Raw genomic sequence first — 17,923 nt, 5'->3', positions numbered from 1 at the left:
ATGCGGTCCATGAAGTGCGGGCGCGCTCGTCACGTGGAACCTCGCGGACTTTCCGGCTGGGGCCATGGCGCGGCTCGGCGTCCGCGTGCTCGATCCCGATACGTACTTGTGCGAGATCCAAGCGGAGTTTCCCAGTGAGATCAGGGCCACCGTGCGCAAGATGGCCGAGGGGAAGAGGAATCCGCCCATGACCGTCCAGGAGCTGCTGGACCGATTGCAGAAGGCGGGCGTCGGCCGGTTCGTGGAACGGGTGCGGCCGGGCGGGTGACCCGGGCGGGGGCGGGTCGTTCTGGTCGGTATGAACGCCATCAAGCGCAGCCTCGCCGCCCTCCTCGTGTCCGGGGGAGCGGCCCTCGTCCTCAGCCCCGCCGCCGCGCACGCCGCCGACGGGCCCGCCGTCCAGGGCCCCCCGATCACCCAGCGCGTCGGCGAGATCGTCGACCACCCCGGCGGCGCGGTCAAGGACGCGAAGACGGCGGTGGAGGCCACGGCCTCGGCCACCGACTCCTCGCTCGCCGGAGCGGGGTCGGCCCTCACCGCCGGACTGCCGAAGACCCCGAAGGTGGGCTGACCTCAGCCGACGCCGTGACCCCGCTCGGCAGGGGGCTGCTCGGCCCGCTGGACGCGGCCTGCGAGGGACCCGCGAGCTCTGGGACGAGCTGCTGGACGCCCAGGAGGCGGGCACGCCCGGCGCCGCGGGCACGGAGGCGCCACCGACGGCCCGCCGGTCGGCCCCAGGGGCGGGAGCAGAGGACGAGACGACCTTCCGCACCCCCGGACGGGGGTGCGGAAGGCAGGCGCGTCACAGGACGGCGGAGAGGTCGAAGGCGCCCAGCCGTTCGGGGTCGGCGATCACGTCGATGGCGGCGATCCGGCCGTCCGTCACCGTGAACGCCATCACCGAGATCAGGCGGCCCTCCACGACGCACACCACGCCCGCCGCGCCGTTGACGAGCGCGGGGCGGACGAACGGCGCGAGGCTGCGGTAGCCGGACGCCTGGGAGGCCACGGTCTCGGCGCCGGTCAGGACCACCGTGTGGCGGGCGCGCGCGACGCCGCCGTCGGAGCGCAGGACGACGTCCGGGTGGAGCAGGGCGACGAGCGCGTCGAAGTCCCCGTCGCGGGTGGCCGAGAAGAACGCGCTGACCGCCTCGCGCTGGCGCGACAGATCCGGATCCGGCACCGGCGCCCGGCCCTGCACGCGCCGGCGGGCCCGGCTCGCCAGCTGCCGCGTCGTCGCCGGGGTCTTGTCGAGCATCACGGCGATCTCGTCGAAGGGCACGGCGAACATGTCGTGCAGGACGAACGCCAGCCGCTCGGCGGGTGCGAGGGATTCCATGACCACCAGCAGCGCCAGGCCGACCGAGTCGGCCAGCAGCACCTCGTCCTCGGGGTCGACGGCCCCCTCCCGGCTGAGGACCGGATCGGGCATCCGGGTTTCCAGGGAGTCCTCGCGGCGCGTCTCCCGCGCACGCAGCCCGTTCAGGCAGAGCCGGGCCACGACCGTGGTCAGCCAGCCGCCGAGGTTCTCCACGCCGCTGACGTCACTGCGGCTCAGCCGCAGCCAGCACTCCTGCACGGCGTCCTCGGCCTCGCCGATCGAGCCGAGCATCCGGTAGGCGACGGCGCGCAGGTGCGACCGGTGCTCCTCGAACCGGACGGCCAGCAGGTCCTGTTCGCCCACTTTCACAACGCCGGTCACGCCGCCTACTTCCAGGGGTCTTCGGTGGATACGCAGCCCAGTGCGCGCAGTTGCGCATCGGTGCTCCTGAGGGATTCGATGCCGTCGGCGATCCACGTCCAGCCGTCGCCGGGCACCCCCTCCATCTCGTCGTACTCACTCGACGGCACGCCCATGTTCGATATGGCCAGCACCCTGCGCAGCCCGGAGCCGATCTGCGTGCGGGCCTTCGTCCACGTTTCGTGGGTCTTCGGGTCGGGGATCATCGCGTACCCCCGGGCGTCCTCCAGGCTGCGGGACAGGGGGCCCATGTCGATGTACATCCTGTCGGCCTCGTGACTGCCGTGGGCGATCCGCGCGGAGGCGATCAGCTTGTTGAGCCGTTCGCGGCCTCCGTCCTGGTACCACTGGATGACGCCCGCGCCGCTCTTCGCCGGATCGGACGCCGTGGTGCTGGGCACGGGCTTGAAGCTCACGTTCGTCTTGATCGGAGGGCTCTCGGGTTCCCCCGCGCAGCCGGTGAGCAGGACGGCGCCGACGGCGACCGGTACGAGGAGTAAGCGGACACGCATGGATCCCCCTGGGGCAGTCTTCGGGTCGGGCTTGGGGCCGGGCTCGGGCCTGGCTTCGAGTCAGTCCTTGCGTCCGGTCGCGGCGACGGTCACACCGAGGCCGATCATCGCGAGGCCGCCGGCCCCGCCGATCGCGGACAAGCGCCGTGGTGAGCGCGAGAACCAGCTGCGGGCGGTCGCGGCGACCATCCCCCACGCGCTGTCGCAGACCACGGCGATGAGGTTGAACACCAGGCCGAGGAGCAGCATCTGGGCCGCCACGTTCCCCTGGTCGCGGTCCACGAACTGCGGCAGGACGGCGGCGAAGAACACGATGGTCTTCGGGTTGGCCACCCCGACGGCGAACCCTTCCCACAGGGACCGCCACGCCCCGTACGAGGCGTCGTCCGCGGCGGGTTCCCCCGCCCGCAGGGAGTGGCGCTGCCGGAAGGCCTTGACGCCGAGGTAGACGAGGTAGGCCGCGCCCGCGAACTTGAGCGCGGTGAACACCAGTACCGACCGCTCCACCACGGAGCCCACGCCGAACGCCACCGCGACGACGAGCACGTAGGCACCCAGCGTGTTCCCGGCGACCGTCGTCAGCACGGCCCGCCGTCCCTGGGACAGGGCGCGCCCGATGACGAAGAGCACGCTCGGCCCGGGAACGACGATCAGCAGCAGCGACATCGCCGCGAAGGCGAGCAGTCGGTCGGTGGACACCATGCGGCTCATCGTTCCGGACGGGTGGCGGGAGGGGAACCCATTTGTGTTTCCTAGGATCTCTAGGTTAAACCTAGGGGTCCTAGGACGTGATCGCGGGGAGGATCCATGGTGCGGGCCGGGCTGACGACGGAGCGGGTGACGGTCGCGGGCGCCGAACTGGCGGACGAGGTGGGGCTCGACCAGGTGACCATGTCGCAGGTCGCGCGGCGGCTCGGCGTGAAGGACGCGAGCCTCTACACGCACGTACGCGGCCTGGAGGATCTGCGCGGACGGATCGCGCTGCTGGCAGCGGACGAGAAGACCATCCGCATCGCGGAGGCGACCTCCGGGCGGGCGGGCAAGGACGCGCTGGTCGCGTTCGCCGACGCCTGGCGGGAGTACGCCCGCAGGCATCCGGGCCGCTACACGGCGACGCAGACGCCCATCCGGATCGACCCCGAACTGGCGGCGAAGGCGCCCGGACCGCGGCGGGCGGTCGAACTGACCTACGGCATGCTGCGCGGCTACGGCCTGGCCGAGCCCGACCTGACCGACGCCGTCCGGCTGCTGCGCAGCACCTTCCACGGCTTCGTCGCCCTTGAGGCCGCGGGCGGGTTCGCACACGAGCGCTCGCCGCAGGACTCCTGGGTCCGCGCCCTCGACGCCCTCCACGTCCTCCTGGAGCACTGGCCCCCGTCCCGGGAAGGAGACTCCGCATGAGCGCCCCGACCACCGGCAGCCTGCGCGTGAACGGCGCGACCCTGCACTACGAAGTGCGCGGCCGCGGCCCGCTCCTGCTGCTCATCCCCGGAGGGGCGGGCGGCGCGGCCGCCTTCGACGGCATCGCCGACGAACTGGCCGCCGCATACACCGTCGCGACCTACGACCCGCGCGGCATGTCCGCCAGCACCCTGGACGACCCCGAGGCCGAGCAGCGAGTGGCCGAGCACGCCGACGACGCCTTCCGCGTGCTGGAACTGCTCTCGCCCGGTGAGCCGGCCCGCGTCTTCGGCTCCAGTTCGGGTGCGATCGCCGCCCTCCACCTGCTCACCGCGCACCCCGAACGCGTCGAACGCCTCGTAGCGCACGAGCCGCCGGTGGTGGAGGTCCTGCCGGACGCCCCCGCGCACCGCGCGTTCCTCGCGCGCGTGCAGGAGGTCCTCCGCACCGAGGGGCTCGTGCCGGCGATGGCCGCGTTCGCCGACGGCCTGAACAAGGACGGCAGCACCCCCGAGCCGAAGCCCGAGATCAAGCTGCCACCCCAGGCAGCGGCTCGGGCCGAGCGGACGATGGCGAACCTGCCGTACTTCGTCGGACGCATCGTTCCCGGCTTCATGTCCTACACCCCGGACATCGACCGCTTGGCGGCGCTCTCGGCCGGCCTCGTCCTTGCCTGCGGCCGGGACTCGCGCGGCGAACTGCCCTACCGCCCGGCCGCTTTCCTGGCCGAGCGCCTCGGCACGGAACTCCTGCACTTCCCCGGCGGGCACACCGGCACGACCACGCACCCCGCCGAGTTCGCCGGGCTCCTGCACAAGACCTTCCGGGCCTGATCCCGCATCGAAGGGCCGCCACGGCCGCTCGGCGCGGCTCAGGCCTCGGTGACCCCGCCCAGGAACGCGGCCCAGGAGCCGGGCGTCACGGCCAGCTCGGGGCCGGCGTCCACCTTCGAGTCCCGGACGTGGACGGAGTCGGTGCAGGCGGCGACCTCTACGCAGTTGTCGCCGTCGCCGCTGCTGTACGTCGACTTGTGCCAGGGGAGGGCGACCTCGACGCAGCTGTCGCCCTCGCTGCCGCTGTAGCTGCTCTTGAACCACCGGAGCCGGGAGCTGTTCACAGGGATCCTCGCAATCGCATCAACAGGCCCGCGCTGTCCGCGGGATTGAGGGCCTGGATGCGAAGTTTGGCATACCGCTGGTGGAGCACGCTGACGGCTTTCGGGTCGGCGATGACATGGCCTGTCTTCTGCCCCTCGCTGTACCCCAGCCACTCGTTCTCCTCGGTTTCGAGGAGTTGGAAGGGGCCATCCGCTCCAGCGTGCACCGGGCTGACCGTCGGCATGATCTGAAGGTCGACGTTCGGTAACCCCCCGCACTCCAGCAGGTGGTCGATCAGCTCGCGCGTCACCTCCGGCCCGCCCGTCTGACGCGCGATCACCGCCTGCTCGATGATGAAGCTGAACGCGATGAACGGCGTCCTGCGCAGCAAGCCCTGGCGGGCCAGTCGGAGGGTGACGCGCGCCTCCGCGTCCTCCGGGGTCGGGAGTGGCGGTACGTCCCTGATCTGCGCCCGCGCGTACGCCTCCGTCTGCAGCAGCCCCGGGACCGAGCGGCACTCGTACGTGTTGAGGGCGATCGCGCGCTCCTCCAGCTCCGCCCAGCGCCGGAACCACTTCGCGAGACCTCGTCGCCGCGTCAGCCGGTCCGCCGCGATCCGAATGACGCCGAAGGCGTCCAGCTTCTCCTCCACCCGGTCCACGAACTTCGTCGACGGGTGGCGGCGGCCCTGCTCGACCGAGCCGATGTACTGGACGGAGTAGCGGATCTGGGGGGCCAACTGCTCCTGGGTCAGGCCGGCCCGTTTGCGGAAGGCCCTGATCGTCTCTCCGAAGTTCCGCAGGTCGGCGTCCGGCTCGACCTCGCTGTCACCGCTCTCGTCCACGCTCGCCACGGCGGTCACCTCCCCGGCACATCCTCACGTTCGGTGACCGCGCCTGTCCAGAGAGTGGACTCGTACAGTTGAAAAGTAGCGGTTGCCGTGCTGGAGAACATGCCTCCCCACACGGGACGTTGCCCCCATGAGCGCATCCCCTGGATCCCCGGGATCCCCCCAGGCCCTCGTACGCGTGTTCACGCAGCGTTTCAGCTGCACCCGGCGCGGGGCCCGCCTCGCCCGGCAGCTGGCCCTCGTCGAGCTGCACGACTGGGGCATCCCCGACCGCACCGGGCTGTCCGAGGACGCCGGCCTCCTCGTCGCCGAGCTCGCCGCCAACGCCGTCGTCCACGGGCGGGTGGCCGGGCGGGACTTCGAGCTGCGGCTCAGCCTCCTGCCCGGCGCGCTGCGCGTCGAGGTCTCCGACGCGCGCCGGGACCGGCGACCGGTCGTACGGCCGCACGCGTACCAGGCGGAGGCGGGCTACGGGATGCGGATCGTGGACGCCGTCGCCGCCGACTGGGGGGTCAGGGACCGGCTGATCGGCAAGACGGTGTGGGCGGAGCTCAAGGCGTAGCCGGAGCCCCGCCTCCGCTCCGGCGGCGGGAGGCCGGTGCCGGCCTCCCGCAGCCGGGGCGACGCGACCACGTCATCGACCGGCCGACCACGGTGCTGAGCCTCGATGCCTGACCGGGAAGTGGAACTGCCGGCCGCGGCGCTGCGCCTGGACAGCGCGGATCTGAACCTCTACGTCGACGTGCTGTCGGCGAACCTGGCGGACTCGCTGCGGCCCGGAGCCGTACGGGTCAAGCGCAGGCCGTCCGTCGCGGAACGGGTGGCCGGGCGCCGGGGCCCGGTCGCGGTCGGCCGGCCTGCGCGGTCCGGCCTAGAGGTACTGCGCGAAGCCGTCCAGGACGCGCAGGACCTCCGGCTCGTCCTCCGAGGGGAGCTGCAGGACGACCTCCTCGATGCCCAGGTCCGCGTAGTGGCCCATCTTCCCCGGGGTGGGCTGGACGGCGTACGGGACCACCTGCAGGGACTTGGGGTCGCGGCCCGCGGTCTCCCAGACCTGGCGCAGTACGGGGAGGGACTCGGTCAGGCCGCCGCCGCCGATCGGGAGCCAGCCGTCGGCGTGGTCGGCGATGGCCGCGAAGAGCTTCGGGCCGGCCTGACCGCCGATCATGGTGCGGGGTCCGTACAGGGGGACGCCCGGGGCGAGCTCGCGCGGGGCCTGCGCGGGCTTGGGGTGCGCCGAGCTGGCCTGGACCGAGGAGAACTGGCCGACGTACGCCGTCGGTTCGGGCGACCACAGGGCGCGCATCAGTGCCATGCGGTCGCGGACCAGCTCGCGGCGGGTGCGCCACTCGACGCCGTGGTCGGCTGCCTCCTCGACGTTCCAGCCGTAGCCGATGCCGAGGGTGACGCGGCCGCCGGACAGGTGGTCCAGTGTCGCGACCTGCTTCGCGAGGTCGATGGGGTCGTGCTGGGCGACGAGGGTGATGCCGGTGCCGAGGTGGAGCCGCTCGGTCACGGCGGAGGCCTGACCGAGGGCCACGAAGGGGTCCAGGGTGCGCCCGTACATCTCGGGGAGCTCGCCGCCCATGGGCGCCGCGGTGTCGCGGCTGACGGGGATGTGGGTGTGCTCGGGGAGGTAGAGGCCGGAGAAGCCCCGTTCCTCCAGAGCGCGCGCGAGGCGTACGGGAGAGATGGTGCGGTCGGTGAGGAAGATGGTCGTGGCGATCCGCATGTGCGCTGGCACCTCCGTGGCGTGGGAGGGCCAAGGTAAGGCTTCGCGCGCGCGGACGGCAGGGGCGCGCGTCGGCCACGGCGCGCCCGGGTCCGCGGCGCGCTCCGGGGCGCGCCTCGTTCCGGCCCGCGGCCGGTTCGGGGCCGCCGCTCGCGCCCGGTCCCGGGGGCGGTCAGCCGCGCGGGTAGCGGGCCAGCCAGCCGGGGGAGGCGGCCGACGGGCCGTGCAGGGCGGGGCCCTGGGTCATCTCCAGGGCGAAGTCGTCGGCGAGTTCGAGGATCGTCGCGCGGCCCTCCAGGCCGGCGAGCCAGCCCGCCGGGAGGGCGGTCTCGCCGTGCTGGGCGCCGAGCAGCGCCCCGCACACCGCGGCCGTGGCGGCGGAGTCGCCGCCGTGGTTCACGGCGAGCCGCAGGCCGTGCGCCACGTTCTCGGCGACGAGGGCGCAGTACACGGCGACGGCCAGGACCTCCTCGGCGGCGCGGCCGTCGCCGGCGCCGTCCCCGTAGTCGGGGGACAGGGCCTCGATGGTCCTCGGTGAGGGGGCGCCGGCCGTGACGGCCGCGAGCGCCCGCTGCAGGGCGTCCGTGACGGGCTGGTGGCCGGGGCGGACGCCGAGCAGGCCGAGCGCGCGCTGCACGGCCGAGTCGAGGGACTCACCGCGGGTCAGTCCGTGGACGATCACGGCGAAGGCGCCGGCCGCAAGATATGCGGCGGGATGGCCGTGGCTCTGCGCGGCGCATTCGACGGAGAGCTGGAGGACGAGGGCGGGCTCCCAGCCGACGAGCAGGCCGAAGGGCGCGGAGCGGGTGGTGGCGGCCGCGTCGCGGGCGGTGGGGTTCTTCGGCTGGTCGAGGGTGCCGAGGAGTCCGTCGGCGAAACCGGTCAGGCAGGCGCGGGCGGGGCCGCGGCGGGCGTAGAGCCACTCCTCCTGGGCGAGCCAGCCGTTGTCCGCGCGGCGCTCGTCGGGGCCCCAGTCGTGCTGGGTGGCGGCCCAGCGCAGGTACGCGCGGTGCACGTCCGTCGGCGGGTGCCAGGCGCCGGTGTCCCGGCGGACGTGGGCCCGTATCAAGCCGTCCACCGTGAACAGGGTGAGCTGCGTGGCGGCGGTGACGGGGCTGCGGCCGCCGGCCCCGCCCGGCGCCGGGTCGGTCAGGCCGGCGGGGCCGTGCGCGGCGTGCACGGCGTCGAGGGAGAGGGCCGCCACGGGTGCGCCGAGGGCGTCGCCGATGGCGGAGGCGAGCAGGGCGCCTCTGACGCGGCTGCGGAAGTCCTGCTGCTCGGTGCGGCCCCAGAGGCCGGTGGTGACGGCGGCGCGGCCGCCGATGGTGTCGCCGGCGTGCGGGCCGGTGGCGGGGCCGAGGCCGGTCCCCGTGCCGGCGCCGGTGTCGGCACGGCGGGCTTCGCCGGCGGGCACGGGCACCGCGGTGGCCGGTCCGGCCGCGCCGGCCGGGCCCTGAGGCTCCCCGGACTGTTCGGTCGCCGTGTCCATTTCGATCCCCCCGACTACCCGCGCATGCTCTGGCGGGCACTGTAGTGGACAGGATCGATCGGGTCCGGAACTAGTCGGTCATGCGACCTGTATGACAAGCCGGAACGGCTGATTTCCACCGGTCCCCTGATCAAGCCCCGCCGGCGTTTGAGGCGCGGTCCGGGGCGGAGCCCCGGGGGTCCGTCGGCCGGGTGGCCCGCGAGGCCCGCCCGGCCCGCCCGGGCCGTGAGCCCCGGTCAACCGCCGGCCAGGCGCATGGCACGTTTTGCCACCCGCCTTCCCGGCAGCCAGTTCCGGCCATGCCGTGTTCACGCGGTGTTGTCCGTCGGCCCACAGGCTCGGGCCATGAAGAAGGCACTGCTCGCCGCGACCGTCGTCGCCTCCACGCTCACCCTCACCCTGGTCGCGGCCCCCGCCGCCACCGCCGCCCCCGAGTGGGACCTTCCGTGGGCCGGCCGGCACCACGCCCGCTCCGCCATCCCCTTCACCGAGGCCACCGTCACCGCCGGCGCGGACGGTTCGTACACCCTGAAGTGGAGCGCCGAGGGCACCAAGCGCGTCGAGGTCAAGGCGAACGGCAAGGTCGTCGCCAAGGGCGGCGCCCGAGGCCAGGCGGTCGTCGCGGGGCTGCCCGCCGCCGACCGGCAGTGGTTCGACTTCGCAGCCGAGCGCGGCGGGAACCTGCGGCTGGCCGACCGGCTGATCAAGCTGGAGGGCGCCGCCAACTTCCGTGACGCGGGCGGCTACCGCACCACCAGCGGCCAGTGGGTCAAGATGGGCGAGATCTACCGCTCCGACGCCCTCGACAAGCTCACCGGCGACGACCTCGCCAAGCTCCAGCGCCTGCGCGTCAAGACCGTCTTCGACCTGCGCACGGAGAGCGAGCGCACCAAGGACGCCGACAAGGTCCCGGCGGGCGCCACGTACGTCGTCGCCGACGTCTTCGCGGGTGCGCCGCCCTTCCAGTCCATGCCCACGTCGCCCGACGAGGCCGTCAAGGCCATGGTCGACGCCGAAAGGGCGATGGTCGGCGGCGAGGGCGGCAAGAAGGCGTACACGCGGGTCTTCGAGGGCATGGAGCGCGACCGCGACCGGGCCGTCCTCTTCCACTGCACCGCGGGCAAGGACCGCACGGGCTGGGCGAACGCCTCCCTGCTGACCGCCCTCGGCGTGCCGGGCGAGACCGTCATGGCCGACTACCTCGCCAGCAACGACTACCGCAAGGCCGCCAACGACGCGGTCCTCTCCCACCTGCCGGCCGCCCAGGCCGCCGTGTACAAGCCGATGCTCGACGTCCGCCCGGAGTACCTCAACGCCGGCTACGAGGAGGTCGAAGCCGCGTACGGCACCTTCGACAACTACCTCGGGAACGGCCTCGGCATCGACGCCCGCGAGCTGAAGCAGCTCAAGAAGGACCTCCTGGTGGGCTGAGCGGCCGCCGCGAGACGAGGGTGGGCCCGGCCGGTGCGCGTCCGGCCGGGCCCACCCGCATCCACCCGACGTCAGTCCAGGACCGGCAGCAGCTCCGGCAGGTGTCCGTCCGAGGCGCGCGCCGCGTCCCGGCGCTCCTGCGGCACCTCCCCGTACAAGGTCGTCCGGGCCCTCGCGGGCCGCCCGGCCGCAGCGGCGACGGCGATCAGGTCCCGGACGGACTTGTACGAGCCGTAACCCGACCCCGCCATGCGGGAAATGGTCTCCTCCATCAGGGTCCCGCCCAGGTCGTTGGCGCCCGACCGCAGCATCTCGGCCGCGCCCTCCGCACCCAGCTTCACCCAGCTGGTCTGGATGTTGGGGATGTACGGGTGGAGCAGGATCCGCGCCATCGCCGTCACCGCCCGGTTGTCGCGCACCGTCGGCCCGGGCCGGGCGATGCCCGCCAGGTACACCGGCGCGTTCGTGTGGATGAACGGCAGCGTCACGAACTCCGTGAAACCCTCGACGCCCTTGTCCAGCGCGGCCCGCTGGACGCGGGCCAGCGTACGGAAGTGGCCGAGCCAGTGCCGGGGCTGGTCCACGTGCCCGTACATCATCGTCGAGGAGGAACGGATCCCCAGCTCGTGCGCTGTGGTGACCACGTCGATCCAGTCCGCCGTGGGCAGCTTGCCCTTGGTCAGCACCCAGCGGACCTCGTCGTCCAGGATCTCCGCCGCCGTGCCCGGGATCGAGTCGAGCCCGGCCTCCTTGGCCGCCGCCAGCCAGTCGCGCACCGACATCCCGGTACGCGTCGCGCCGTTGACGACCTCCATCGGGGAGAAGGCGTGCACGTGCATCCCCGGCACCCGCTGCTTCACCGCCCGCGCGATGTCGAAGTAGGCCGTCCCGGGCAGGTCGGGGTGGATGCCGCCCTGCATGCACACCTCGACCGCGCCCACGTCCCACGCCTGCGCGGCCCGGTCGGCGACCTGGTCGAGCGAGAGCGTGTACGCGTCCGCGTCCGTACGGCGCTGCGCGAAGGCGCAGAAGCGGCAGCCGGTGTAACAGACGTTGGTGAAGTTGATGTTGCGCGTGACGATGTAGGTGACGTCGTCGCCCACCACCGACTTGCGCAGGTCGTCCGCGACCCGGCACAACGCGTCCAGCGCCGGACCGTCCGCGTGCAGCAGGGCGAGTGCCTGGCCGTCGGTGAGCTTCGTCGGATCGTCGGCGGCCTGGGCGAGGGCCGCCCGTACGTCCGTGTCGATGCGCTCCGCCACCATGCCGGGCGCCGCGGCCTCGCGCAGGGCCTCCCAGTCTCCGTAGACGTCGTCGAAGTCGTCGCGCCGGTCGCCGGTACGGCCCTGCGTGTCGATGGTGGCGTGCAGGTCGGTGCGCCCGTAGGCGGTGAAACCCTCGTCGGGCTCCTGCCACGGCCGGCCCTCGACGCGCGCGGACTCGTCCGCCAGGCCCGTCTGCGCGTCGGCCAGCGCGCGCACGTGCGGCAGCAGCCGGGGGTCCAGCCAGGGCTCGCCGCGCTGCAGGAACTCCGGGTAGACGGTGAGGCGCTCGCGCAGCTCGAAGCCGGCGGCCGCGGTCCGCTCCGCGAGCTCCTCGATGTGCGGCCAGGGGCGCTCGGGATTGACGTGGTCGGGGGTGAGCGGCGAGACCCCGCCCCAGTCGTCGATGCCCGCACCGATGAGCAGCGCGTACTCGGCGTCGACGAGGTTCGGCGGAGCCTGGATCCGGGCCGACGGGCCGAGGATGTGTCGGGCCACCGCGATGGCGGCCGCCAGCTCCTCCAGCTCGGCGTCGGGCATGGCGCGCATGGCCGTGTCCGGCTTGGCGCGGAAGTTCTGGACGATGACTTCCTGGATGCCGTGATAGCTGCGCTGGATCCGGCGCAGCTCGAAGAACGCCTCCGCGCGCTCCTCGTACGACTCGCCGATGCCGATCAGCACGCCGGTCGTGAAGGGCACGTTGGAGCGGCCCGCGTCCTCCAGGACGCGCAGCCGGACGGCCGGCTCCTTGTCGGGGGAGCCGTGGTGCGGACCGCCCGGCTCGGACCACAGGCGGGTCGCCGTGGTCTCCAGCATCATGCCCATCGACGGGGCGACGGGCTTGAGCCGCTGGAGCTCGGACCAGCTCAGGACACCGGGGTTGAGGTGGGGGAGCAGGCCCGTCTCCTCCAGGACGCGGATGGCCATGGCCCGCACGTAGGCGAGCGTGTCGTCGTAGCCGTGCGCGTCGAGCCACTCGCGGGCCTCCGGCCAGCGGTCCTCGGGCCGGTCGCCGAGCGTGAACAGGGCTTCCTTGCAGCCCATGGCCGCGCCCTCGCGGGCGATGTCGAGGACCTCGTCGGGGGACAGGTACATGCCGTGGCCGTCCCGGCGGAGCTTGCCCGGGACGGTGACGAAGGTGCAGTAGTGGCACTTGTCGCGGCACAGACGGGTGAGGGGGATGAAGACCTTGCGCGAGTACGTGATGACGCCGGGCCGGCCGGCGGCTTCGAGCCCGGAGTCCCGGACGCGGGCGGCGGACGCGGCGAGGTCCCGGAGGGCCTCGCCGCGCGCCTGCAGGAGTACGGCCGCCTCGGCCGCGTCGAGCGCGACGCCGTCGCGGGCGCGCCGGAGCGCGCGGCGCATCGAGTTGTCGGTCGGAGCGTCACTCGGAGTGGTCATGGGCCGAGCATACGATCCGCTCGCGGGCGGGCGGAGGGGCTCATCGCATCATCTCCCCGGCGTTGACCAGCAGCGACTGGCCGGTTATCGCCCGAGCCCGGTCGGAGGCGAGGAAGGCGGCGGCGTCTGCGACGTCCCCGTCGGTGGCCAGGTCGGGGAGCGCCATGCGGTCGGTGAGCCGCGCGTGGACCTCGGCTTCGGGCACGCCTTCGGTGTGCGCGGTGAAGGTGACGAAGGCCTGGACCGGCGGGCCCCACATCCAGCCGGGGAGCACGGTGTTGACGCGGATGCGGTGCGGGCCGAGCTCGCGGGCCATGGAGTACATCGCGGAGGTCAGCCCTCCCTTGGAGGCGGCGTAGGCCGCCTGCTGCACCTCGTTGGGGGCGGCGATGGCGGACTGGGTGCCGATGATGACGACGGATCCGCCGGTGCGCTTCAGGGCGGGCAGGCAGGCGCGGGTCATGCGCAGGGTGCCGAGCAGGTTCACGTCGAGGATCTGCTGCCACGTGCCGAAGTCGGCGTCCTCCAGGCCGCCGAAGTACGAGTCCCAGGCGGCGACGTGCACGACGGCGTCGACGCCGCCGAAACGCTCCTGGGCGAGGGCGGCGAGGGCTTCGCACTGGCGCTCGTCGGAGATGTCGGTCGGCAGGTACGCGGTGTGCGCGCCGGCGGGGTCGATCTCGGCGGCGGCCTTGGCGAGGTTGGCCTCGGTCCGCGCGCCGAGCACGGCGTTGCCGCCGTCGCGGACCACGGTGGCGGCGACCTGGTGCCCGAGCCCGGCCCCCACGCCGGAGACGATGACGGTCTTCCCTTGCAGCAGCGGCGACATGGCGCGGCCTCCTGACGACGGGGTCAATCTGACGGTGCGTCAGGCTACGGGGTGGGGGGTGGGGAGGGAAGGGGGGCGGGGTGGGGGCTCCGAGGGTTGGCGGGCCGGGCTCCGGGGGGTGGGGCTTCAAGGCGGGGGGCCGCCCCCGCACCCCCGCCGCCCTGCTCTCCGGCGACCCCGGCCAGCCGCCGCAGGCCCTCCGCGATCTCGGCCTCCGTGTGCGTCGTGAACGACAGGCGGAGGGCTCTGGGGTCCGGGGATCCGGCGAAGAAAGGGGCTCCGGGGACGAAGGCCACGCCCGCCCGGGTCGCCGCGCGCAGCAGGGCCGTCGCGTCGTGGCCCTCCGGGAGGCGGGCCCAGACGAACATGCCGCCCTCCGGGTGGTTCCACGTCGAGCCCGCCGGGAGCGCGGACCCCAGACCCGTCAGGAGTGCGTCGCGGCGGCTCCGGTAGGCGTCGCGGACCCGGGCCGTGTGCGCGTCCAGGTCGGCCGTCCGCAGGTACTCCGCCGCCGCGAGCTGGTCCACCGTCGAGGTGTGCAGGTCCGCCGCCTGCTTCGCGAGCACCGCTCCCCGCAGGAGCGCCGCCGGCGCGCGCAGCCACCCCAGTCTGACCCCGGGTGCCATCACCTTCGAGAAGCTGCCGAGCAGGGCCGTGCGGTCCTCCGCGCCCGGGTGCGCGGCCAGCCACGGGACGTCGCGGCCCTCGTAGCGCAGGTCCCCGTACGGGTCGTCCTCCAGCAGCCACAGCCCGAGCCGGGCGGCGAGGGCCGCGACCGCCGTCCGGCGGGCGGACGGGAGGGTGCGGCCGGTCGGGTTCTGGAAGGTGGGGACGGTGTAGAGCAGCTTGGGCCGCTCGCGCGCGACGATCTCCTCCAGGGCGTCCGGGAGGATGCCCTCGTCGTCGCACGGCACGGGGATCACCCGGGCGCCCGCGAGCGTGAACCCCTGGAGTGCGGCCAGGTAGGTGGGGTTCTCGACGAGGACCGCGTCTCCCGGCTCGATCAGCGCCGTCGTGATCAGGCCGAGCCCCTGCTGGGAGCCGGTGGTGATCAGCAGGTCGTCCCCGGTCGTGGCCAGTCCGCGCCCGTCGAGCCGCCGCGCCACCGCCGCGCGCAGCTCCGGGGCGCCCTCGGTGGTCGAGTACTGGAGCGCGCGGCGGGCCGAGCGGGCGAGGACGCCGTCGTACGCGGCCCGCAGGCCCTCGCCGTCGAAGAGCTCGGGGGCGGGCAGGCCCCCGGCGAAGGAGATCATGCCGGGCTGGGCGGTGACGGCGAGTATCTCGCGGACGGCCGAGGGCGCGGTCGTGCGGATGCGGGCGGCGAAGGGGGGCGGCGGGACGGGAGCGGCGGCGGGGGCGGAGCAGGGCTGCGGGAAAGGTGCGGAGGCGGGTGCGGCGACGGGCGCGGAAGCGGGCACGGGAGCTCCTTCGGGAGGTGGGTGCGCGCATCGTAGCGGCAGGAACGTGTAGATGACATCTATGTATCGCCAGGTGAACTCCCGCTGGAGACTCCCCATCTGACGTCACATCAGTTAAACCGTCTTCCATGACAGCAGACGAGCGGAACACCCGGGCCGACGACTACGCCGAGCTCGCCTCGGTCGGCCCCTACGGAGTCCACCCCGGCCACGCGCTGATCACCATGGTCGAACCGCACCCGGGCCACGAGTTCGCGTACAACCGCTGGTACGAGGACGACCACTACTACGCGGGAGCCATGGCCATGCCCTGGATGTTCGCGGGCCGCCGCTGGGTCGCCACCCGCGAGCTCCAAGAGCTGCGCTACCCGGAGAAGTCGGCGGTCGCCCAGCCCGTCACGGCCGGGTGCTACATCTCCACGTACTGGGTCACCGAGGGCCGCTACGACGAGCACATGAAGTGGACCGTCGGCATCAACAAGCGCCTCAATCGCGACGGGCGCGTCTACCAGGACCGCACCCACGTCTTCACCGCGTTCCAGGACCACGAGGCCACCGTCTACCGCGACGGAGCCGCCGGCCCCCGGGACTTCCACGCCCTCGACCACCCGTACGGCGGGCTGGTCGTCCAGGTCGTCGACGCCGACGGCCCCGAGCAGCGGGCCGAACTGCTGGAGTGGCTGCGCTCGCGCGCCCTGCCGAAGCGGCTGGCCGGCTCCCCGGCCGCGATGGTCACGGTCTTCCGGCCGACGCCGCTGCCCGGCGACCGGATGGCGTACGTGAAGCAGGTGGAGGGGGTCGACACCCGCCTGACCCTGCTGTGGTTCCTGGAAGCCGACCCGCGCACCTGCTGGGACCGATTTCAGGGGCTGGACGCGGAGGTCGCGGAGGCGGGGCTGGGCCGGGTGGAGCTGGTGGCGCCGTTCATCCCGACGGTGCCGGGGACCGACCGGTACGTGGACCGGCTGCGCTAAGGGCTGTCCCGTAATCCCCGGTGGATCAGCGCGCGGCGTCAGATGCGGTGCCCCGCAAGGCGGAGGAGCGTCCGCATACTGTGCGCATTCGGGCGTTCCGGCAACGCGGCGAGGTGCCGTAGCTGTCGTCGTGCGCCCGCCGGGGATTACGGGACAGTTCTTAGGGGCTCGCGGACATGGCCGAGCCCCCTCGGCCAGGACGGCGGGCCGGTCGAGAGGGCTCCAGACGGTGGTGCGGTCCTGCTGGTACTGCCGTTGATCGCGTGTCGGAGGGCTGGGATGTTCGCCTCGACGTTCAGGCGAGGCGTCCCAGCCGGCCCTCGGTCACATCGGCGACGAACGAGGTCCAGGAACCGGGCGCGAAGGTGAGGGACGGACCGTCCTGCACCTTCGAGTCGCGGACCGCGATGGCTTCCATGACGGGCGACTTGACCTCGACGCAGGCGCCGTTGGCGGAGTAGGAGGACTTGATCCAGTTTTCCGTGGAGCCCTGACGAATAGCCATGTTTCTCTCCGGTTCAGCGAGTAGTTCCGGTGGATCCCGGTGTCCTGTCGGCCATTTCTCCGACCGACGTGATCGACGCTACCCGCAGGTCCCGGCAGGTGAGAGAGACGTTCACCCGACCGAGTGGCATATTCCAGTCAGGCCTTCTGTGGCCGGGGAGTGACGGTGTACCGTACCGGCCTTTCGCGAAACCTCAGTTCTCCTTCGTGAAGTCGTCGATGATGCTGGAGATGAACTGCCTGGTCTGGTCCACGTTGTGGGCCTGTGCGCGCAAATGTTCGTACATCACGCTGTATTTCTGGACGTCGTTGGCCTTCTCCAGGTACAAGTCGCTCGTCACGCCCTCGATGTAGACGACGGTCGAGTCCGAGGCGTCCGGGAATTCCAGAATGGCGTACTGGCCGTTGACACCCGGGTGCGCGCCCATCGAGAACGGCATCACCTGGACCGTGACGTGGGGCTTCTCCGACTGCTCTATCAGGTACTCCAGCTGCCGGATCATGAGCTGGGCATCGCCCACCTGCCGCCGCAGGGCCGCCTCGTCGATGACCGCCCACAGCCGCAGCGGCCCGATCTCCGGATTGCTGTTGTCGGTCTCCCAAAGCCGCTTCTGGCGGTGCATCCGGACCTGTACGCGCTTCTCCACATCGGTCGGAGCGGTCTCCGGCCACGCGCCACGGACGAGCGCCTGGGCGTACTCCGGGGTCTGGAGCAGGCCCGGGACCACCAGGGGCTCGTAGGTGCGCAGGCTGGCGGCGTCCGTCTCCAGGCCGATGTAGACGCTGTAGGGGATGTCGCCGAAGGCGTGCCACCAGCCCTGCTGGCGGGAGTCCTTGGCCATCTGCATGAGGGAGTCGACGAGCCGCCGGTCCTCGACCTCGTAGACGTCGCACAGATCGCGCACGTCGCGCTGGCTGATGGAGCGCCGGCCGTTCTCCAGTCGGCTGATCTTGGACTGGGAGACGAGCAGGCGCTCTGCGACCTGTTCGGCCGTCATGCCCTTGTCTTCGCGGAGCTTGCGCAACTCCATGCCCAGTCGGCGGCGTCGGACGGTGGGATTGACATTGGACGCCACGTGAACGGCACCTCCGCCTTCTCTTATCGCTGTCTCTCTGCGTGTCTGATGGTGAGCAGACTGCCACCGAAGAGTGCGGCCTCGCTGGGGAACGGCCCGGAAGGGGTCGGGAACGAGCCGGGAAGCCGCCCGGGACGGGCCACAAGACGCCCGGGACGGGCCGCAAGGGGCCCGATAAGGGCCGGAGGGCCCGATAAGGCCCGGGA

18 protein-coding genes are annotated in these 17,923 nt (G+C 72.7%); 6 read left to right on the top strand and 12 right to left on the bottom strand.

Annotated features, from left to right (window positions below):
• The first annotated feature begins 298 nt into the window (after positions 1 to 298).
• Positions 299 to 571 carry a hypothetical protein gene (locus tag ACFWBY_RS01380; RefSeq protein WP_385343495.1) on the top strand — a complete coding sequence of 91 codons (273 nt, stop codon included), beginning with the start codon at positions 299 to 301 and terminating at the stop codon, positions 569 to 571.
• A gap of 231 nt (positions 572 to 802) precedes the next feature.
• Here the strand turns inward: ACFWBY_RS01380 and ACFWBY_RS01375 are convergent, their stop codons facing one another.
• From ACFWBY_RS01375 to ACFWBY_RS01365, 3 genes are read right to left on the bottom strand one after another with little or no spacing between them, the layout of a single operon-like run.
• The gene (locus tag ACFWBY_RS01375) at positions 803 to 1,684 is read right to left on the bottom strand and encodes a sigma-70 family RNA polymerase sigma factor (protein WP_385343502.1); all 882 of its coding nucleotides are present in this window, start codon (positions 1,682 to 1,684) and stop codon (positions 803 to 805) included.
• A 23-nt stretch (positions 1,685 to 1,707) separates the two neighbouring features.
• Positions 1,708 to 2,253: a hypothetical protein gene (locus ACFWBY_RS01370; protein WP_385343492.1), complete on the bottom strand. Its 546-nt coding sequence runs from the start codon at positions 2,251 to 2,253 to the stop codon at positions 1,708 to 1,710.
• 60 nt (positions 2,254 to 2,313) lie between these two features.
• Positions 2,314 to 2,955: a LysE family translocator gene (locus ACFWBY_RS01365; protein ID WP_385343489.1), complete on the bottom strand. Its 642-nt coding sequence runs from the start codon at positions 2,953 to 2,955 to the stop codon at positions 2,314 to 2,316.
• Between the two features lie 105 nt (positions 2,956 to 3,060).
• Between ACFWBY_RS01365 and ACFWBY_RS01360 the strand changes: the two genes are divergently transcribed.
• Positions 3,061 to 3,654: a TetR/AcrR family transcriptional regulator gene (locus ACFWBY_RS01360; RefSeq protein WP_385343486.1), complete on the top strand. Its 594-nt coding sequence runs from the start codon at positions 3,061 to 3,063 to the stop codon at positions 3,652 to 3,654.
• Positions 3,651 to 4,487, top strand: coding sequence for an alpha/beta fold hydrolase (locus tag ACFWBY_RS01355; RefSeq protein ID WP_385343484.1), 837 nt, complete (start codon positions 3,651 to 3,653; stop codon positions 4,485 to 4,487). The genes ACFWBY_RS01360 and ACFWBY_RS01355 overlap by 4 nt, the downstream gene beginning before the upstream one ends.
• Positions 4,488 to 4,525: 38 nt before the next feature.
• Here the strand turns inward: ACFWBY_RS01355 and ACFWBY_RS01350 are convergent, their stop codons facing one another.
• Together ACFWBY_RS01350 and ACFWBY_RS01345 are read right to left on the bottom strand one after the other, a co-directional pair.
• A complete protein-coding gene (locus ACFWBY_RS01350; RefSeq protein WP_385343481.1) occupies positions 4,526 to 4,771 on the bottom strand; it encodes a DUF397 domain-containing protein in 246 nt (81 codons plus the stop codon).
• Positions 4,768 to 5,613, bottom strand: a complete 846-nt coding sequence (locus tag ACFWBY_RS01345; RefSeq protein ID WP_385343478.1) for a Scr1 family TA system antitoxin-like transcriptional regulator — start codon at positions 5,611 to 5,613, stop codon at positions 4,768 to 4,770. The genes ACFWBY_RS01350 and ACFWBY_RS01345 overlap by 4 nt, the downstream gene beginning before the upstream one ends.
• Positions 5,614 to 5,731: 118 nt before the next feature.
• Between ACFWBY_RS01345 and ACFWBY_RS01340 the strand changes: the two genes are divergently transcribed.
• Positions 5,732 to 6,163: an ATP-binding protein gene (locus ACFWBY_RS01340; protein WP_385343475.1), complete on the top strand. Its 432-nt coding sequence runs from the start codon at positions 5,732 to 5,734 to the stop codon at positions 6,161 to 6,163.
• Positions 6,164 to 6,472: 309 nt separating this feature from the next.
• Here the strand turns inward: ACFWBY_RS01340 and ACFWBY_RS01335 are convergent, their stop codons facing one another.
• Together ACFWBY_RS01335 and ACFWBY_RS01330 are read right to left on the bottom strand one after the other, a co-directional pair.
• The gene (locus ACFWBY_RS01335) at positions 6,473 to 7,333 is read right to left on the bottom strand and encodes an LLM class F420-dependent oxidoreductase (RefSeq protein WP_385343472.1); all 861 of its coding nucleotides are present in this window, start codon (positions 7,331 to 7,333) and stop codon (positions 6,473 to 6,475) included.
• Positions 7,334 to 7,505: 172 nt separating this feature from the next.
• Positions 7,506 to 8,822, bottom strand: a complete 1,317-nt coding sequence (locus tag ACFWBY_RS01330; RefSeq protein ID WP_385343469.1) for an ADP-ribosylglycohydrolase family protein — start codon at positions 8,820 to 8,822, stop codon at positions 7,506 to 7,508.
• Positions 8,823 to 9,167: 345 nt separating this feature from the next.
• Between ACFWBY_RS01330 and ACFWBY_RS01325 the strand changes: the two genes are divergently transcribed.
• Positions 9,168 to 10,253: a tyrosine-protein phosphatase gene (locus ACFWBY_RS01325; protein ID WP_385343466.1), complete on the top strand. Its 1,086-nt coding sequence runs from the start codon at positions 9,168 to 9,170 to the stop codon at positions 10,251 to 10,253.
• A gap of 71 nt (positions 10,254 to 10,324) precedes the next feature.
• Here the strand turns inward: ACFWBY_RS01325 and ACFWBY_RS01320 are convergent, their stop codons facing one another.
• The 3 genes from ACFWBY_RS01320 to ACFWBY_RS01310 are packed head-to-tail and all read right to left on the bottom strand — an operon-like array spanning position 10,325 to position 15,058.
• Positions 10,325 to 12,916 (bottom strand): bifunctional FO biosynthesis protein CofGH, encoded by a 2,592-nt coding sequence (locus tag ACFWBY_RS01320; protein WP_385343463.1) that lies wholly within the window; start codon positions 12,914 to 12,916, stop codon positions 10,325 to 10,327.
• 40 nt (positions 12,917 to 12,956) lie between these two features.
• Positions 12,957 to 13,745 carry an SDR family oxidoreductase gene (locus tag ACFWBY_RS01315; RefSeq protein WP_385343460.1) on the bottom strand — a complete coding sequence of 263 codons (789 nt, stop codon included), beginning with the start codon at positions 13,743 to 13,745 and terminating at the stop codon, positions 12,957 to 12,959.
• A 44-nt stretch (positions 13,746 to 13,789) separates the two neighbouring features.
• Positions 13,790 to 15,058: a PLP-dependent aminotransferase family protein gene (locus ACFWBY_RS01310; RefSeq protein ID WP_385343499.1), complete on the bottom strand. Its 1,269-nt coding sequence runs from the start codon at positions 15,056 to 15,058 to the stop codon at positions 13,790 to 13,792.
• Positions 15,059 to 15,291: 233 nt separating this feature from the next.
• Here ACFWBY_RS01310 and ACFWBY_RS01305 point away from each other — a divergent pair, with 233 nt between their 5' ends.
• Positions 15,292 to 16,137 (top strand): hypothetical protein, encoded by an 846-nt coding sequence (locus ACFWBY_RS01305; RefSeq protein ID WP_385343458.1) that lies wholly within the window; start codon positions 15,292 to 15,294, stop codon positions 16,135 to 16,137.
• Positions 16,138 to 16,432: 295 nt separating this feature from the next.
• Here ACFWBY_RS01305 and ACFWBY_RS01300 read toward each other — a convergent pair whose 3' ends face one another.
• On the bottom strand, positions 16,433 to 16,642 hold the full coding sequence (locus ACFWBY_RS01300) for a DUF397 domain-containing protein (RefSeq protein ID WP_385343455.1): 210 nt from the start codon (positions 16,640 to 16,642) through the stop codon (positions 16,433 to 16,435).
• A gap of 193 nt (positions 16,643 to 16,835) precedes the next feature.
• Positions 16,836 to 17,717: a helix-turn-helix domain-containing protein gene (locus ACFWBY_RS01295; RefSeq protein ID WP_385343452.1), complete on the bottom strand. Its 882-nt coding sequence runs from the start codon at positions 17,715 to 17,717 to the stop codon at positions 16,836 to 16,838.
• Positions 17,718 to 17,923: the final 206 nt, after the last annotated feature.

The sequence above is a fragment of the Streptomyces sp. NPDC060049 genome (genome assembly GCF_042736715.1).
GTDB lineage: Bacteria > Actinomycetota > Actinomycetes > Streptomycetales > Streptomycetaceae > Streptomyces.
This window is presented reverse-complemented; position numbering and strand designations above follow the sequence as displayed.

Excerpts from the sequence above, each read along its gene's own strand:
- ACFWBY_RS01380 (WP_385343495.1), top strand. The coding sequence starts at position 299 with ATGAACGCCATCAAGCGCAGCCTCGCCGCCCTCCTCGTGTCCGGGGGA.
- ACFWBY_RS01340 (WP_385343475.1), top strand. The coding sequence starts at position 5,732 with ATGAGCGCATCCCCTGGATCCCCGGGATCCCCCCAGGCCCTCGTACGC.
- ACFWBY_RS01330 (WP_385343469.1), bottom strand. The coding sequence starts at position 8,822 with ATGGACACGGCGACCGAACAGTCCGGGGAGCCTCAGGGCCCGGCCGGC.
- ACFWBY_RS01360 (WP_385343486.1), top strand. The coding sequence starts at position 3,061 with ATGGTGCGGGCCGGGCTGACGACGGAGCGGGTGACGGTCGCGGGCGCC.
- ACFWBY_RS01305 (WP_385343458.1), top strand. The coding sequence starts at position 15,292 with ATGACAGCAGACGAGCGGAACACCCGGGCCGACGACTACGCCGAGCTC.
- ACFWBY_RS01355 (WP_385343484.1), top strand. The coding sequence starts at position 3,651 with ATGAGCGCCCCGACCACCGGCAGCCTGCGCGTGAACGGCGCGACCCTG.
- ACFWBY_RS01320 (WP_385343463.1), bottom strand. The coding sequence starts at position 12,916 with ATGACCACTCCGAGTGACGCTCCGACCGACAACTCGATGCGCCGCGCG.
- ACFWBY_RS01300 (WP_385343455.1), bottom strand. The coding sequence starts at position 16,642 with ATGGCTATTCGTCAGGGCTCCACGGAAAACTGGATCAAGTCCTCCTAC.
- ACFWBY_RS01335 (WP_385343472.1), bottom strand. The coding sequence starts at position 7,333 with ATGCGGATCGCCACGACCATCTTCCTCACCGACCGCACCATCTCTCCC.
- ACFWBY_RS01365 (WP_385343489.1), bottom strand. The coding sequence starts at position 2,955 with ATGGTGTCCACCGACCGACTGCTCGCCTTCGCGGCGATGTCGCTGCTG.
- ACFWBY_RS01315 (WP_385343460.1), bottom strand. The coding sequence starts at position 13,745 with ATGTCGCCGCTGCTGCAAGGGAAGACCGTCATCGTCTCCGGCGTGGGG.
- ACFWBY_RS01370 (WP_385343492.1), bottom strand. The coding sequence starts at position 2,253 with ATGCGTGTCCGCTTACTCCTCGTACCGGTCGCCGTCGGCGCCGTCCTG.
- ACFWBY_RS01325 (WP_385343466.1), top strand. The coding sequence starts at position 9,168 with ATGAAGAAGGCACTGCTCGCCGCGACCGTCGTCGCCTCCACGCTCACC.